This window comes from Reinekea thalattae, assembly GCF_008041945.1.
In the GTDB taxonomy this organism is placed as follows: domain Bacteria; phylum Pseudomonadota; class Gammaproteobacteria; order Pseudomonadales; family Natronospirillaceae; genus Reinekea; species Reinekea thalattae.
In genome coordinates this window covers 2,012,121-2,028,052 of sequence record NZ_VKAD01000001.1, presented here as the reverse complement: position 1 = coordinate 2,028,052, position 15,932 = coordinate 2,012,121, and the positions used below count along the sequence as shown (strand labels likewise).

The 15,932-nt window shown below is 47.9% G+C and carries 14 protein-coding genes; 9 read left to right on the top strand and 5 right to left on the bottom strand.

Annotated elements, in window-relative coordinates; translation table 11 throughout:
• Positions 1-3 precede the first annotated feature (3 nt).
• Positions 4-963 (top strand): methionyl-tRNA formyltransferase, encoded by a 960-nt coding sequence (gene fmt, locus FME95_RS09245; protein ID WP_147714101.1) that lies wholly within the window; start codon positions 4-6, stop codon positions 961-963.
• Positions 960-2,258 (top strand): 16S rRNA (cytosine(967)-C(5))-methyltransferase RsmB, encoded by a 1,299-nt coding sequence (gene rsmB / locus FME95_RS09240; protein WP_147714100.1) that lies wholly within the window; start codon positions 960-962, stop codon positions 2,256-2,258. The genes fmt and rsmB overlap by 4 nt, the downstream gene beginning before the upstream one ends.
• 32 nt (positions 2,259-2,290) lie before the next feature.
• Here rsmB and FME95_RS09235 read toward each other — a convergent pair whose 3' ends face one another.
• Positions 2,291-2,845 (bottom strand): VTT domain-containing protein, encoded by a 555-nt coding sequence (locus tag FME95_RS09235; protein WP_147714099.1) that lies wholly within the window; start codon positions 2,843-2,845, stop codon positions 2,291-2,293.
• A gap of 164 nt (positions 2,846-3,009) precedes the next feature.
• On the opposite strand from FME95_RS09235, the gene trkA reads away from it, so the two are divergent.
• From trkA to FME95_RS09200, 7 genes are all read left to right on the top strand, one after another.
• Positions 3,010-4,386, top strand: coding sequence for a Trk system potassium transporter TrkA (gene trkA, locus FME95_RS09230; RefSeq protein WP_147714098.1), 1,377 nt, complete (start codon positions 3,010-3,012; stop codon positions 4,384-4,386).
• 68 nt (positions 4,387-4,454) lie between these two features.
• Positions 4,455-5,903, top strand: coding sequence for a TrkH family potassium uptake protein (locus FME95_RS09225; RefSeq protein WP_147714097.1), 1,449 nt, complete (start codon positions 4,455-4,457; stop codon positions 5,901-5,903).
• Between the two features lie 117 nt (positions 5,904-6,020).
• Positions 6,021-6,986 carry a glycine--tRNA ligase subunit alpha gene (gene glyQ / locus FME95_RS09220; protein WP_147714096.1) on the top strand — a complete coding sequence of 322 codons (966 nt, stop codon included), beginning with the start codon at positions 6,021-6,023 and terminating at the stop codon, positions 6,984-6,986.
• Positions 6,986-9,052, top strand: a complete 2,067-nt coding sequence (glyS, locus tag FME95_RS09215) for a glycine--tRNA ligase subunit beta (RefSeq protein WP_147714095.1) — start codon at positions 6,986-6,988, stop codon at positions 9,050-9,052. Before glyQ ends, glyS begins: the two co-directional genes overlap by 1 nt.
• A gap of 170 nt (positions 9,053-9,222) precedes the next feature.
• Complete coding sequence (gene mutM, locus FME95_RS09210; RefSeq protein ID WP_147714094.1) at positions 9,223-10,041, top strand: bifunctional DNA-formamidopyrimidine glycosylase/DNA-(apurinic or apyrimidinic site) lyase; 819 nt, start codon at positions 9,223-9,225, stop codon at positions 10,039-10,041.
• Between the two features lie 37 nt (positions 10,042-10,078).
• A complete protein-coding gene (gene pdxH, locus FME95_RS09205) occupies positions 10,079-10,717 on the top strand; it encodes a pyridoxamine 5'-phosphate oxidase (protein ID WP_147714093.1) in 639 nt (212 codons plus the stop codon).
• Positions 10,718-10,829: 112 nt separating this feature from the next.
• A complete protein-coding gene (locus tag FME95_RS09200; RefSeq protein ID WP_147714092.1) occupies positions 10,830-11,339 on the top strand; it encodes an FKBP-type peptidyl-prolyl cis-trans isomerase in 510 nt (169 codons plus the stop codon).
• 132 nt (positions 11,340-11,471) lie between these two features.
• Here FME95_RS09200 and FME95_RS09195 read toward each other — a convergent pair whose 3' ends face one another.
• The 4 genes from FME95_RS09195 to FME95_RS09180 form a co-directional block, all read right to left on the bottom strand.
• Complete coding sequence (locus tag FME95_RS09195) at positions 11,472-12,287, bottom strand: 2-keto-4-pentenoate hydratase (RefSeq protein ID WP_147714091.1); 816 nt, start codon at positions 12,285-12,287, stop codon at positions 11,472-11,474.
• 167 nt (positions 12,288-12,454) lie between these two features.
• Complete coding sequence (locus tag FME95_RS09190; protein WP_147714090.1) at positions 12,455-12,817, bottom strand: DUF1304 domain-containing protein; 363 nt, start codon at positions 12,815-12,817, stop codon at positions 12,455-12,457.
• A gap of 68 nt (positions 12,818-12,885) precedes the next feature.
• Complete coding sequence (gene rep, locus FME95_RS09185; protein WP_147714089.1) at positions 12,886-14,907, bottom strand: DNA helicase Rep; 2,022 nt, start codon at positions 14,905-14,907, stop codon at positions 12,886-12,888.
• Positions 14,908-14,910: 3 nt separating this feature from the next.
• Positions 14,911-15,747 carry a CvfB family protein gene (locus FME95_RS09180; RefSeq protein WP_147714088.1) on the bottom strand — a complete coding sequence of 279 codons (837 nt, stop codon included), beginning with the start codon at positions 15,745-15,747 and terminating at the stop codon, positions 14,911-14,913.
• Between the last annotated feature and the right edge of the window lie 185 nt (positions 15,748-15,932).

Below are 15,932 nucleotides of genomic sequence, written 5' to 3'. Positions count from 1 at the left end.
TCAATGGCATTAAAAATAGTCTTTGCCGGTTATCCTGAATTTGCCGCCGAACATTTAAAGACTCTGCTTGATAGCGAGCATGAGATTGTTGCGGTATACACCCAGCCAGATCGCCCGGCTGGGCGCGGTCGTAAATTAACGGCATCACCAGTCAAGGCGCTTGCATTAGAGCATCAAATTGCTGTTGAGCAGCCGGTCAATTTTAAAACCGAAGAATCTATCGCCACACTGAAAGCCTATAACGCCGATGTTATGGTGGTTATCGCCTATGGCCTGATTTTGCCACAACAGGTGCTTGATACGCCTCGTCTTGGTTGTATCAACGTACATGCTTCGTTACTACCGCGTTGGCGCGGTGCTGCGCCAATTCACCGCGCGCTTTTAGCTGGCGATGACAAGTCCGGTGTCACCATTATGCAAATGGATAAAGGCCTTGATACGGGCGATATGCTGATGATCAGTGAATGCCCGATTTATCCGCACGACACCTCTGAGCAGTTGCACGACCGACTTATCGAGATTGGTCAGCCCGCCTTAATAGCGACGCTAGAACAATTAGAACAGGGTACTGCAAAGCCGGTTAAGCAGGACGACAGCCTAGCCAATTACGCCCATAAGTTGGAAAAAGCAGAGGGCTCAATTGATTGGGCTCAGTCAGCAGAGCAGATCGACCGCCAAATTCGCGGTCTTACGCCATGGCCTGGCGCCTTTACACAATGGCAAGGCAGCAACGTTAGAGTTCATAAAGCTCAGTTGCTAGAAGCAAATTCGCAAAGCAATGCAACAGACGCACAACCAGGCACGATTGTCGCGATGGGCCCAGAGGGTTTTACCGTTGCCACTGGCGAAGGCTTGTTGTTATTAGAAACGTTGCAAATGCCGGGTAAAAAAGCCATGCCAGTGAAAGATATTTTGAACGCACGTAAAGCCGCGTTTGAAGCAGACCCGGTTTTTGGCGCATGACATCGAGCCGACTCATCGCCGCACAAATTCTATTAAATGTTGTCGATCAAGGCCGGTCTTTGAATGACGAGCTGCCAACCCGTTTAGCCGAAGTCGACATCGATCAGCAGCCGTTTGTACAGCAGCTAGTGTACGGCGCAAGCCGCTACTATTTTGCGCTGGATGAACTGATCGGCAAAATTGTCGATAAGCCGATTAAAGATAAAGAACGGCTGGTGCACATGATATTGGCGATCGGTATTTATCAGCTGTGGAAGCTGAATGTTGCCGAGCATGCTGCGATTCATGAAACCGTTGCCACGACAGTAGAGTCGAAGCGGCAATGGGCTAAAGGCTTGGTGAACGCCAGTTTGCGTCGTTTTCAGCGTGAAAAGGAAGCGTTATTGGCTGAATGCCGTCGTGGCGACTCCTTTCCGGGCTGGCTGAATAAGCGTTTACGACAAGCCTACCCAGAGCACTATGCCGATATTTGTGCGCATTCTAATATTCCTGCACCGATGTCGTTGCGCATCAACGCCAAGCGACAGTCACCAAAAGCTTGGCTGCAAATTGCAGAGCAAGAAGGCATTCAAGCGCATGCCTGCGAGCATTCTCATGTTGGTGTGACATTGCAAAGCCCAGCGCCGGTGGCGATGCTGCCCGGCTTTGAGCAAGGTGATGTTTCTGTGCAAGATGAAGCCGCTCAGCTTTGCGCGCAACTGCTGCCTATTAAAGATGGTGATCGAGTGTTAGATGCCTGTTCTGCACCGGGCGGTAAAACTGGGCACTTATTAGAGTCGGCACAAAATCTAGAATTGCTGGCCTTGGATGTTTCTGCCGAGCGCTTGCATCGAGTACAAGAAAACCTAGACCGAATTGGCGAGCAAGCTCAGTTAATCGCAGCCGATGCTGCCGATGTTGAACATTGGTGGGATGGCAAAGCGTTTAATGCCATTTTATTAGATGCGCCCTGTTCGGGTACTGGGGTTATTCGTCGCCACCCAGATATTAAGCTGTTGCGTAAGTCTGCGGATATTTCGGCGCTGGCAAAAATCCAACAGAATCTGTTACAAAAGCTCTGGCCAACACTCGCGCCTGGCGGACATCTTTTATATGCAACCTGCTCTATTTTGCCAGATGAAAATACCCAGCAAATAGAAGCTTTTGTTAGCCAAGTATCCGATGTTGAAGTCATTGAGTTGAACCTAGATGCCGATGTCGCCTCGCCGATGGGCGTGCAATGGTTGCCTCAACCGAATGGTCACGACGGCTTTTTTTATGCGCTATTAAAGAAAACCGATACCGCTGATTGTTGATGCCGGTCGGTGGCTGTTGATGTCGGCAATCATTAAAGCATCCACTGCTTAAACAGGTCGGTAAGCAGAATGATAAATAGAATCAAACTGCCTTCGCCTAAGATAACCGCCGGAATAATACGCCAACGCGAAAGCTGACCAATGCGCGCCAAGTAGACTATTAGTTCCGTAAAGGTAATGGGTGTCAGCGCCCAAATAAGCACGGCAAAGAAACCATATTTTTCTAACGCGTTACTGGCTTTGGCGTGGTGCCGAGCAGATAATTTTGCTGCCTTTTCGGCAAAATTAAAACGATCTACTGCCACGCAAACCACCCAAGCAGAAAGGGTAGAAGCCATTAGTGTGACGGCAAATACCAACAACGGGTGGAAGCTATACGCCATGAGAATAATAAACGGCATGGTCGGCACAAAGAGAACACCGCGAAAGCTCAGTAAAACAAAATAAGCCATTAAAATTGGCGTTTCGTATTGCTGCATCAGCTGTTGAATTTCAGACCAGCTGTAATGGCTAACCAGTTGCTGCATTGAGAACAGAGCTAGGATAATCATCCCTAGCCAAATGAATAATTTACGATTATGAGTCATGCCGACACTTTAAGTCAGTATTTGTGTAATTCAAACTCGTTTTTCAAACCATAGCTCGCTACTATTATTCTCTATTACAACGATTGCTCACTACGATTAAAGCTTTTAGGTTGTTGAACCCATATCAATCATCGGTGTTAGCGACACCCTATAGAGGTTAGGCATTGAAAATTATCCTATTAGGCGCTGGCCAAGTTGGTGGCACGTTAGCGGAAAATTTAGCGTCCGAAGAAAATGACATCACCGTAGTCGACACCGACAGTGTGCGATTACGTGAATTACAGGATCGCATTGATATTCGAACGGTTAACGGCCAAGCATCGTTGCCTGATATTCTAGAGCGAGCCGGTGCTGACGATGCCGATATGCTAATTGCTGTGACCAGCAGCGATGAAGTCAATATGATTGCCTGTCAGGTTGCGCTGACGCTGTTCCGAACGCCAACCAAAATTGCCCGTATTCGCGACCCTCAGTACATTCGCGATGCCGATAAACTTTTTGCCCAAGATGCCATCCCTGTCGATGTTTTGATTAGCCCCGAACGATTGGTGACCAACTACATTCACCGCCTTATTGAAACGCCCGGCGCGCTTCAGGTACTCGATTTTGCCGACGGCAAGCTCCAGCTGGTGGCAGTTAAGGCGGTTCACGGCGGTCTGTTGGTGGGTCAAGAATTGCGTTTTTTACGCCACCATATGCCGACTACCGAAACTCGAGTCGCTGCTATTTATCGCAAAGGTCAGGCGATTATTCCGGAAGGTAATACCATTATCGAAGCTGAAGATGAGGTGTTCTTTATCGCTGCCAGTAGCGATATTCGAGCCATCATGAGCGAGCTGCGACGCAAAGAAAATACCTATAAACGAATCGTTATCGCTGGCGGTGGCAACATCGGTTATCGATTGGCTCGCAGTATTGAAAAGCGTTACTCAGTTAAAGTGTTAGAGCGCGATGAAAAGCGATGCGATTGGCTCAGTAATCATCTAAAACAGGCCATCGTGTTACGAGCCGATGCCTCCGACCAAGAATTGCTGCTGGATGAAAACATCGAAGACACCGATGTTTTTATTGCCGTTACAAATGATGACGAAGCAAACATCATGGCATCACTATTAGCGAAGCGTTTAGGTGCACGCAAGGTGATGACGCTGATTAATAACACCGCCTATGTCGATCTGGTTCAGGGTGGTGATATCGATATCGCTATTTCGCCACCGCAAGCCACAGTGGGCAGTTTGTTGGCGCACGTGCGTCGCGGTGACATCGTCAATGTGCATTCGTTGCGCCGTGGTGCTGCCGAAGCCATTGAAGCGGTTGCGCACGGTGATGAAAAGTCTTCGAAGGTTGTCGGTCGTTTCGTTGAAGATATCGACTTACCTGAAGGCTGTACCATTGGTGCTATCGTGCGCAACGAAGAAGTCATTATCGCGCACGACCTAACAAAAATAGAATCCGGCGATCACGTGATTCTGTTTTTGGTTGATAAGCGCCGCACGCCAGATGTCGAAAAATTATTCCAAGTTGGCTTTAGCTTCTTTTAGCTCGCTTGCTCGGTTACTTATTGCTAGATAAAACATGACTTCAAAACACAAAGGCTCAGCAACCCGCCATGCAGTTTAGACTTACATTAAAAATTCTCGGTTTACTGCTGATGGTGTTTAGCCTGACGTTATTGCCGTCGGTGTTGGTGTCACTGATCTATCAAGATGGTGCGCACCATGCTTTTATCGTTGCATTCTTATGGGTTGTCGCGGTCGGCTTTTTTATGTGGCTGCCGGTACGCCATTATAAAAAAGAGATGCGTGCTCGCGATGGCTTTTTGGTGACCGTCTTGTTTTGGGTGGTATTGGGCGTTGCTGGCTCGATTCCGCTGTATTTAGCACCTGCTGTGAATTTGAGTTATACCGACGCCTTTTTTGAATCCTTTAGTGGCTTAACCACAACCGGTTCAACGGTGATTACCGGCATCGATTTTTTGCCGAAGAGTATTTTGTTTTATCGTCAGCAACTGCAATGGTTGGGCGGCATGGGGATTATTGTTTTGGCGGTCGCCGTGCTACCGATGCTCGGCATTGGTGGCATGCAGCTGTATCGCACCGAAACACCGGGGCCAGTAAAAGATAACAAGCTTACTCCCAGAATTGCCGAAACGGCGAAAGCGCTTTGGTATATCTATCTAACCTTAACCATTATTTGTGGCTTGGCTTATTGGGCTGCGGGTATGAGTTTTTTTGATGCGCTGTCGCACAGCTTTTCGACTGTCGCCATTGGTGGTTTTTCTACCCACGATGCTTCTATTGGCTACTTTGATAATGTCACCATCGAACTGATCGCAGTAGTCTTTATGCTGCTTTCTTCGGCCAATTTTGCCCTGCACTACGTGGCTTGGAACAGCCGATCGCTAAAGCACTATTTCTTAGACCCTGAGTATCGGGCGTTTCAAATCATCGCATTAACATTGGCATTAGTTACTTCGATAACGCTCTTGCTAATCCATACTTACACGCCCTTTGAATCGTTCCGCTACGGTATTTTTGAAAGTATCAGCTTGTTAACTACCACAGGCTTCGCCACAGCCGATTTTTCGATCTGGCCTTTGTTTGCGCCGTTCGTATTGTTTATGGCGTCCTTTATTGGTGGCTGCGCTGGCTCTACAGCCGGAGGCATGAAGGTAGTGCGGGTTATGTTGATCTTTAAGCAGGGTCTTCGCGAAGTGAAACGACTTATTCACCCCAAGGGTGTATTCAGCGTTAAGGTCGGCGATCGCAAAGTTAGCGATAAGGTGGTTGAGTCGGTTTGGGGCTTTTTCAGTGTCTATATCCTAGCCTACGGCATTATCTTTTTTGGTCTGCTTGCCTGCGGCTTAGATTTTGTTACTACCTGGTCTGCGGTTGGTTCTGCAATGAATAATTTAGGCCCAGGCTTGGGTGAAGTGGCCGAGCATTACGGCAGCATTCCTGCTGTCGCCAAATGGCTGCTGTGTCTTGCCATGCTGCTCGGCCGTTTAGAAATCTTCACCCTATTGGTGCTATTTACACCGCAATATTGGCGTAAGTGAAAACGCCTAAGCGGTTGCGCTAAAACTATTCAGATCCTCGCATGACCCATGCGGCTGGCCTGTGTATAATGTGCCACCTTTTAAATCACTGCTGTTGCGCAAGGCGAAATGAGCACCATGACGACGAAAACACCTTCCGAAACGCTGACGTTTCAAGACCTTATTTTAACGCTTCAAAAGTACTGGGCCGATCAGGGTTGCGTGATCTTGCAACCGTTAGATATGGAAGTCGGTGCCGGTACTTCTCATCCAGCGACGTTTTTACGCGCGTTAGGGCCAGAAACATGGAACGCGGCTTATGTTCAGCCGTCGCGTCGGCCAACCGATGGTCGCTATGGCGAAAACCCAAATCGCTTGCAGCACTATTATCAGTATCAGGTGGTATTGAAGCCGAACCCAGATAATATCCAAGAACTGTACTTAGGCTCGCTCAAAGCCATGGGCATTGATCCTACGATTTACGACATTCGCTTTGTCGAAGATAACTGGGAAAACCCAACGCTGGGCGCATGGGGTTTAGGTTGGGAAGTTTGGTTGAACGGTATGGAAGTCACCCAGTTTACCTATTTCCAGCAGGTTGGCGGTTTAGAATGCTACCCTGTGACTGGCGAAATTACTTACGGCCTTGAGCGTTTGGCAATGTATATTCAAGGTGTCGACAGCGTTTACGATCTTATTTGGACTGTCGGTCCAGATGGCACGCCTGTTACTTACGGCGATGTGTTCCATCAAAATGAGGTCGAACAATCGACCTACAATTTTGAACACGCCAATGTTGAAGAGCTTTTCCATCAGTTTGATTACCACGCTGGCGAAGCTGAAAAACTGATTGAACAAAATCTACCCTTGCCTGCTTATGAGCAAATTTTAAAATCTGGCCATACCTTTAACCTGTTGGATGCCCGTAAAGCGATCTCGGTCACCGAACGTCAGCGTTACATTTTGCAAATTCGTACCCTCTCACGCGCGGTTGCTAAATCCTATTATGACTCACGCTTAAAGCTTGGTTTCCCTCAAGCACCTAAAGCCTTACGAGACGAAGTCATCGCGAAAGAAGCCGCAGCATCGGGAGAGAAAAACTAATGAGCAAAGCAGATTTTTTAATTGAATTAGGCACCGAAGAATTACCACCGAAAGCGCTGCGCTCGCTTCAAGATGCCTTTGCCGATGGCATTATCGAGCGTTTAACCGCTGCCGGTTTATCGTTTGACGCCAGTGAGCGCTTTGCTGCGCCGCGTCGTTTAGCGCTGACGCTCAGCAACCTAGATTTACAACAACCCGATGAGCAGATTGAGCGCCGTGGCCCTGCGGTTGCGGTGGCTTTCGATGCCGATGGCAAGCCCACTAAAGCAGTTGAAGGCTTTGCCCGCTCTTGCGGTGTTGAAGTTAGCGATCTAGAACAGGTCGAAACCAAAAAAGGCCCTTGGCTGATGTATCGCGGCACTAAGCCTGGCCAAGCAACCAAGGCGTTATTGCCAACCATTGTGCAAGAAACCTTAGATAGCTTACCAATTCCTAAGCGTATGCGTTGGGGTGCGCGCCGTGACGAATTTGTTCGTCCGGTGAAATGGTTGTTAATGCTGTTAGGTGAAGAGGTCGTGCCAGCGACTTTTTATGGTGTTTCGTCTGCAAACGTTACTCGTGGCCATCGTTTTCATGCGCCGAAAGAAATTGTGATTAATAAAGCATCGGACTATGAAAACACCTTGCTGAACCAAGGCTTTGTTATGGCCTCGTTCGAAAAGCGTCAGCAAAAAATTGCGGCCGATGCCAAAGCCGCAGCGCAAACTAAAGGCGTGGTTGCTGTTATTAACGATGACTTATTAGATGAAGTGACGGCTCTAAACGAATGGCCAGTGGCTTTGGTCGGCAGTTATGAAGAGCGCTTCTTAGACGTGCCAGCAGAAGCCTTGATGTCTTCGATGGAAGAGCATCAAAAATATTTCCCTACGGTTAACGCCGAAGGCGCTATTCAACCTTACTTTGTTTTTATCAGTAATATCGAAAGTAAGCAGCCTGAGATTGTTATTGAAGGTAATGAAAAGGTGATTCGCCCACGCTTGGCCGATGCCGCCTTCTTCTGGGAAACCGATAAGAAAACACCGTTGGCTGATCGAGTTGAAAAGCTCAAAACAGTCATGTTCCAACAAGAGTTGGGCAGTGTTTACGATAAAGTCTTGCGCATCCAATCGATCGCTGGCCACATCGCAGAACAAATTTCAGCGTCGAAACAAAATACCGAGCGCGCAGCCTATTTGGCTAAGGCCGATCTTGTCACTGATATGGTGTTTGAATTTACCGACCTTCAGGGTATTGCTGGGCGTTACTATGCCTTGGCTGACGGTGAAGATGCTGCCGTGGCACAGGCTATTTTGGAGCAATATAAGCCAGCAGGTGCTGGTGATTCATTGCCAGAAAGCAAAGAAGGCATGGCCGTTGCGCTGGCCGATCGGCTCGATAATCTATCTGGCCTGTTTGGTATTGGCCAGCCGCCAACAGGAACCAAAGACCCGTTCGCATTACGTCGTGCAGCATTAGGTGTGCTACGTATTATTGTTGAGCGTGAATTGGATTTAGATTTGGCCGAGCTGGTGGGTTTTGCCGCTGGTCAACATAAGGCTTTGGCGAAACAAGATCAGGTTGTTAATGAGGTTGTGCAATATGCATTAGACCGCTTCAGCGCTTGGTACGCCGATGCTGGTTTCCGTGCTGAAATTTTCCAGTCGGTGCGAGCGTTAAATTTGACCAAGCCTCTGGATATCGACCGACGTGTGCGTGCCGTGGCGCAATTTAGCCAGCTTGAGCAGGCGTCTGCCTTGGCCGCTGCGAATAAGCGGGTGTCGAATATCTTGGCGAAGGCAGAAGACGATATCAGCACCGAAGTTGATTCAGCACTCTTTGCTGAGTCGGCTGAAACGGAATTGTTTGCCGCGCTAGAAAACGTCAGCCAGGTTGTCACCGAGTCGGTTCAGGCAGCCAACTATACTGCCGCGTTAACCGAGCTTGCTAGCTTGCGAGACGTAGTTGATCGCTTCTTTGATGACGTCATGGTTAATGCTGACGATCCGAAAGTGCGTCAGAACCGTTTGGCGTTATTGGCTAAGCTGCGCAATCTGTTTATGCAGGTGGCTGATATTTCAGTGCTCTAGTAGCACTGAGCGCTAACGTCAGTATTTGATGTGTTCTTAGCGATAGTATTTGATGTGTTTTTAGCCATTGGCCCTTTATGGGCCTTTTTTCAATCAGTGACCTGTTCTGCAATAAGTTTACTAGCAAGCTCAATAGATAGTCTCAATAGATCGTTATAGGTGGTATTGAAATGCCCGAACTGCCAGAAGTCGAAACTACCAAGCGTGGCATTGCACCGCACATTGAAGGTCAACAGATCTCTCGTGTCAGCATTCGTGATTTCCGCTTAAGGTGGCCGATAGAAGAGTCGCTGGCGGCTTGGGCGCAAGACCAAACCATCCATTCGGTTGAGCGCCGCTCTAAGTATTTAATTTTAAACTTGGATTCAGGCGCACTGCTGATTCACTTGGGCATGTCGGGCAATTTGCGCGTACTGTTTGATGACCCGACGCCTAACAAGCATGATCATTTCGATATTGAACTGAGTAACGGCACCCGTCTGCGTTATCATGATCCTCGCCGCTTTGGCGCCTTTATGCATACCGTTGAGCCGGTTGAACAGCACGCGTTGATTACGCATTTGGGCCCTGAACCCTTAACCGATGCCTTTACCAGTGATTACCTGTATCAATGCAGTCGCAAACGTAAAACCAAGATTAAAACTTTGATAATGGATGCCAAAATGGTGGTTGGCGTCGGTAACATATACGCCAATGAGGCGTTGTTTTTGGCCGGTATTTATCCGCATAAACAGGCTGGTCGCCTGACTAAAGCCGAAGCGGTTGCTTTGGCCGAAAGCATTAAGCAAGTGTTGGCAAAGGCTATCGAACAAGGCGGTACAACACTAAAAGACTTTGTTGGCGGCGATGGTAAGCCGGGTTATTTCGCCCAATCGCTGAATGTTTATGGTCGTGCGGGCTTGCCCTGTTTGGTGTGTGGCACGCTGATAAAAGAAATGCGAACCGCCAATCGCAGCACCTGTTATTGCACGCAGTGCCAACCGAGCTAACAGGCTCTATGCTTTATAACCAGCAGCTGGAGAGATTATGAAACTGGAAGATATTCGTCGCGACTATACCTTGGCAGGTTTAAGCCGAGAACAGATGGCTGATGATCCAATGACTCAGTTTGAAGATTGGTTTAAGCAGGCTCTCGCCGCAGAATTAACAGCAGATCCAACTGCGATGTCACTGGCAACGGTCGATGCTGATGGCCAGCCAAGCCAGCGCATTGTGTTGTTGAAAAATTACGATGACCAAGGTTTTGTGTTCTACACCAATTTACAAAGCCATAAAGCGCAAGATATTGCAGGCAACAATAAGGTCAGCCTGCATTTTGCTTGGACGCCGTTAGAGCGCCAAATCATTGTTTATGGTGAAGCAGAAAAGCTCTCGGTCGCTGAGGCGACACGCTATTTTTTATCGCGACCTAGAGAAAGCCAGATCGCCGCATGGACCAGTCAGCAAAGCCAAAAGGTCGGCTCGCGTAAGCTGTTGGAGCAGGCATTTGAGCAGATGAAGCACAAGTTCCAGCAAGGTGATATTCCGTTGCCGTCGTTTTGGGGCGGTTATCGAGTGAGGCCGACTAAAGTTGAGTTTTGGCAAGGTCGCGGTTCGCGCTTGCACGACCGACTGATGTACAGCCAAGCAGCCGAAGGTTGGCAATTGGATCGTTTACAGCCTTAACAGAGGTTGTATATTTTCAATAAAGCACCACTCATTGAATATGAGTCAACTTATCTAAGAGCGTCTATTACTTTTTGTCGCTCCTAAATTCACGCTAATACTAGGAAGAAAAATGATTGCAGACAAAAAAGTAGTAACACTGAATTACAACGTTAAAGATGCAGACGGCCAGCTGATTGACAGCTCTGAAGGCGCAGCACCGTTGGTCTATTTACATGGTTTTAAAAACATCATCCCTGGTCTTGAAGATGCTCTAACGGGTAAAAAACAGGGTGAAGAGTTTGATGTTACCGTTGAACCAAAAGATGCCTACGGCGAATACAATGCCGCTGCGGTTCAAGTCGTACCTCGTGCAGCCTTTGAAGGCGTAGAAAGCGTTGAACCAGGAATGGCCTTTACTGCGGATACTGAAAATGGCCCAGTACAGTTGATCGTTACAGGCGTTGAAGGTGATGACATCACAGTTGACCCGAATCATCCGTTGGCAGGAAAAACTCTAAGCTTTACTGGCAGTGTTGTTGAGATTCGCGACGCCAGCGAAGAAGAATTAGCGCACGGTCATGTACATGATCATGGCCATTCTCATGCAGACGAATCAGACTCAGGTTGCAGCTGCTGCTAAGCCGGTTATTTAAACCACTCTATTTAAGCTAATTCGCGTTTAGAGTTTCTAGAAAGCAAAAAGCCAGCATTCGCTGGCTTTTTTATTGGCGGTAAGGCCTTCTTTGTTAGATAGCAACGTTAGATAGCAACGTTAGATAGCAACTAACTCGATGTTTAGTTTCATGTCACCAAAGCTGACCGTTGATTTAGCGCCAACCACGGTTTCGTGTACACCTGTTGTCGCACCAGACAAGATAAAGCTACCGGCTGGTAATGTAATGCCGCGCTTTGCAGCACAATCAATGACGTAGGCAAAAGCTGACATCTGGCCATTCAAAACGTTATTTGCAGGTTTCGCGCTAATCACTTCACCGTTGATAACCGTCTTCGCTTCCATTGTTGGAACAACGCTCTGCCAGTCTTCAATTTTTTCACCGATGATCATGCCTTGCTGGTTACCAAAGTCACTGACAATCGCCGTTGGGCCGTAATCGTTTAGGTCAACAATTGGGCTGCTCGCAATTTCGATACCGGCGTAAACCGCTTTGACCAAGTGCTCAACGCCATCGGCAGTATTAACGCTACCTGGTGCAATGTCTTCGGCAATTTCAATAACAAGCTCAGCTTCTACAGCAATAAAACCGCCTTTAAATACAGGCAGTTGTAAGCACTCATCATCGCTGTGTGAACGGCCAACAAAGTGAGTAACGCTCTTATAGGCAGGACCCATAATGCGCTCGGCGCCTAGTTGCTCACGGAACTCAGGAGGTACCATGCCGATCTTCCAACCAGTGATGACATCAGGGTTGGCTTTAATAGAAAGGTCTTGTACTGCGTAAGCTTCTTCTAGTGTTGCTGGTGGCTGACCTGGATAAACATCTAAGATGGTGTTGTCGCGGCGAGCGCTGAAAATGGTGTTGGATAATTGGCTGATTTGATCAGCGGTCATAGGCGTAGAAGCAGACATAAGTTCCTCTCTTGTGTTTAAGTCGAACAAGGCCAGCGTTGCTGGCCAATATAGTTATTGTGAACCGCCAAGGATGTTAAAACCCAAAAGCCGAAAGTGCTAGTCATATTGTATGAGCAACATCAGCTTAGGGGTATTTAGTTGGTATGAAATTGCCAGTGTCAGGCTTAGGCGAGGCAGACCAAAGTTAACGCAATCAATGCAGGTAAGCCCTGCACAATAAGGATTGAGCGTTTAACGGAATAGCTGCCGTAAGCAGCAGCGACAATGACGCAGCCTAAAAAGAACATTTGCAGCTGTTCGCCAAACAAAGCATCTGGGTGCACTAGGCTCCAGATTAAACCTGCCGATAAGAAACCGTTATATAAGCCTTGGTTGGCGGCTAACACTGTGGTTTTTTCAGCCAGTTCCATCGGCAAACCGAAAACGCGTTGCGTTCTTGCTCGAGTCCAGAGAAACATCTCCAGTATTAAAATGTAGGCGTGTTCAATCGCAACGAGAGCAACAAAGATGCTGGCTAAAAGAGACATAGATTAGGTTCCTTGTGGTAAAGACATGAAGTCAAAAATACTCAATCGGCAGACTAAGAATAAGCCGATTAGCTGTTTAATAGTGCCCGTAAGCTGCTGATGGTGTTTGAATTATCGGTGCCGCTATCGGAGGCGCCGTTCTCGACACCAATCCAGGTGACATCATCTGCGGGTAGTTCATCTAAAAAACGACTCGGTGTGCAATCGATCAGTTCGCCAAATTGCTTGCGCTTAGACGCATAAGTTAGCGTCAGTGCTTTTTGTGCGCGAGTAATGCCGACATACATGAGTCGTCGCTCTTCTTCGATGTCGCCACTTTCTATAGAGTTGCGGTGCGGCAGGATATCTTCCTCCAGCCCCATCATAAACACATAGGGAAATTCCAATCCTTTAGAGGCGTGCAAGGTCATCAGCTGCACGGCGTCTTCATCGTTTTCTTCTTCTTGCCGTTCCATCAAATCGCGCAGCACCAGTTTGGCAATCGCATCGCCGACTGCTAAGTCAGAGTCGTCATCTTCGTTGCCACGCTCAAGCATTGATTGCAGGCCATCGATAAGAATATGCACGTTAGCAAGGCGCTTCTCAGCCATTTTATCGCTGGTGCTGTCTTGCTTAAGCCAAGCTTCGTAGTTGATGTCGCTGATCATTTCGCGAATCACCAGCACAGGGTTTTCTTCTGTGTGTAGCTTTTTAATGGTGTTTTGTAGCCAATCGCAAAAGCGAGTTAAACGCTCACTGGCGCGAGCGCTTAGGTGCTGTTGCAGGCCGATCTCACCACTGGCAATGGTTAGGCTGACTTGCCGCATGCTGGCGTATTCGTTGAGTTTTTCCAGTGTTGCCGCTCCGATTTCGCGTCTTGGGGTATTAATAACCCGCAAGAAGGCGGCATCATCATCGGGGTTAATAAGCAGCCTTAAATAGCTCATCACGTCTTTAATTTCTGCTTTAGCAAAAAACGAGGTGCCGCCGTTGATCATGTACGGGATGCGGTTTTGCTGCAATTTGAGTTCTAGCAGCCGAGCTTGGTGGTTACCGCGATAAAGTACAGCAAAGTCTTTGTAGTCACTTTTGCGTACCAGTCGTTGGTGCAGAATTTCGTTAGCAATCCGTTCGGCTTCGACTTCTTCGTTACCGTTACGAACAATCCGAATAGGCTCGCCGTGCGCCATTTCACTCCACAGGGTTTTTTTGAATACGTGTGGGTTGTTATCGATCACGGTATTGGCGGCGTTCAAAATGAGTTTTGTTGAGCGGTAATTTTGCTCTAGCTTCACCAGTCGTAGTGTTGGGAAGTCTTCTTGTAGCTTGGCGAGGTTTTCTGGCTGAGCGCCACGCCAGCTATAGATCGATTGGTCATCGTCGCCAACAACGGTAAAGCGCGGGTTTTCTTTTACCAGCAGTTTCACCAACAAGTATTGAGAGATGTTGGTATCCTGATATTCATCGACCAGTAGGTATCGAATGCGGCGTTGCCATTTCGCTAATACCTCAGGGTTGCTTTGGAACAAAAGTGTTGGCAACCGAATGAGGTCATCAAAATCGACAGCGTTGTAGGCTTTAAGCATCCGGTTGTATTCGGCATAGACTTCAACTGCAAGGGTATGCAAAGCATCTTCGGTTGTGCCGCGAAGCTCGTCGGGTTCTTTTAAATCATTCTTCCAAAGGCTGATTAGGTTTTTAAAAAAGTCGATTTCATCAACCGAGTTGGGCGCCGCGCGTAAGGTAATGTCTTTAATCAGCGCTTTAGAGTCGTGATCATCAAATAGGGTGAAATTATTTTTTAAACCGGCGCTGGTGCATTCTTTGCGCAGAATATTCAGGCCGAGGTTATGGAAGGTAGAAACAATCAGCCCGTGTGACTGTTTGCCCTTTACCAGCTTACCAACCCGCTGCTTCATTTCGCGAGCGGCTTTATTGGTAAAGGTCACGGCGGCAATATTATGTGCTTTATAACCACATTCTTGGATCAGATAAGCGATCTTTTGTGTGATTACCGAGGTTTTGCCGGAGCCTGCGCCCGCCAATACCAGTAGCGGCCCGCTGATGTATTCAACAGACTCTTGCTGGCGAGGGTTCAGTTTGTTTGCCATAGCTTAGGCTTTGACCTGTACGATGCGTTTGGCTTCGGCAGTGATTTTTTGCTGCTTTAATAAGCCACCAACGGCTTTTTTAAAGTTGCCCTTACTGGTTTGGAAAACAGCGTAGATTTCTTCAGGAGAGCTTTTGTCGCCTAAATTCAATACCCCGCCGTTGCGTTCTAGCTCAGCCAAAATACGAGCACTGATGTCGTCGCGAGCTTCTTGGCCTTGCAGTTGTAGGGCAATGTCTAGCTTATTGTCATCACGCACCTGCTTCACATAGCCGGTTAAACGTTGGCCGGGCTTTAAGGGTTGCAGTACATCCATATTGTGTACAACACCGAGGTAAAGCTCATCGATAATGACTTTGTAGCCAATGTCTGTGCGGTTAATCACCATCAGGTCGACACGGTCACCGGTTTGGTGATTATGGCTCTCTTCACGTAAAAAATTGCTCAGCTTGGCGCTGCCTGTAATGCGTTGGGTGTATTCGTCTATATAAAGGTAGACAACATGACGCTGACCGACTTCCATCGGCTTACGTTGTTCGCCGTACGGCACCAGTAGATCTTTAGGTAAGCCCCAGTCTAAGAACGCGCCAAACTTATTAACATCTTTGACGCTTAGCAAAGCACATTGGCCCACTTCGACCAGTGGCTTATCGGTTGTGGCAATAAGGCGGTCTTCAGAATCTAAATAGATAAAGACATTAATCCAGTCGCCAATTTCAGTGTCCGCAGGGACCTGCCTTTTGGGTAACAGGATGGTGTCGAGATTCTCGCCATCTAAATAGACGCCAAAGTCTGCGATTGAGACCACTTCTAAGGTGTTGAATTTTCCGATTTGTGCCATCTGTACTACCTAGTCATTCAAGCCGCGCATTGTAGTCCAAATCGTGAGCGAATTGGCTTGCTGGTGTAAAAACTTTACGACAACAGCGCTGCAAGATGGCTAGATTGAGTCAAAAACTGTAAAATTTGCACCAATAGCGCGACAAAAGTGGCTAAGTAGTGCCAAACTGCAGCATAAAGGCGATA

Coding starts and splice junctions, on each gene's coding strand:
- fmt (WP_147714101.1), top strand. CDS start 4: ATGGCATTAAAAATAGTCTTTGCCGGTTATCCTGAATTTGCCGCCGAA.
- rsmB (WP_147714100.1), top strand. CDS start 960: ATGACATCGAGCCGACTCATCGCCGCACAAATTCTATTAAATGTTGTC.
- FME95_RS09235 (WP_147714099.1), bottom strand. CDS start 2,845: ATGACTCATAATCGTAAATTATTCATTTGGCTAGGGATGATTATCCTA.
- FME95_RS09225 (WP_147714097.1), top strand. CDS start 4,455: ATGCAGTTTAGACTTACATTAAAAATTCTCGGTTTACTGCTGATGGTG.
- glyQ (WP_147714096.1), top strand. CDS start 6,021: ATGACGACGAAAACACCTTCCGAAACGCTGACGTTTCAAGACCTTATT.
- glyS (WP_147714095.1), top strand. CDS start 6,986: ATGAGCAAAGCAGATTTTTTAATTGAATTAGGCACCGAAGAATTACCA.
- mutM (WP_147714094.1), top strand. CDS start 9,223: ATGCCCGAACTGCCAGAAGTCGAAACTACCAAGCGTGGCATTGCACCG.
- pdxH (WP_147714093.1), top strand. CDS start 10,079: ATGAAACTGGAAGATATTCGTCGCGACTATACCTTGGCAGGTTTAAGC.
- FME95_RS09200 (WP_147714092.1), top strand. CDS start 10,830: ATGATTGCAGACAAAAAAGTAGTAACACTGAATTACAACGTTAAAGAT.
- FME95_RS09195 (WP_147714091.1), bottom strand. CDS start 12,287: ATGTCTGCTTCTACGCCTATGACCGCTGATCAAATCAGCCAATTATCC.
- FME95_RS09190 (WP_147714090.1), bottom strand. CDS start 12,817: ATGTCTCTTTTAGCCAGCATCTTTGTTGCTCTCGTTGCGATTGAACAC.
- rep (WP_147714089.1), bottom strand. CDS start 14,907: ATGGCAAACAAACTGAACCCTCGCCAGCAAGAGTCTGTTGAATACATC.
- FME95_RS09180 (WP_147714088.1), bottom strand. CDS start 15,747: ATGGCACAAATCGGAAAATTCAACACCTTAGAAGTGGTCTCAATCGCA.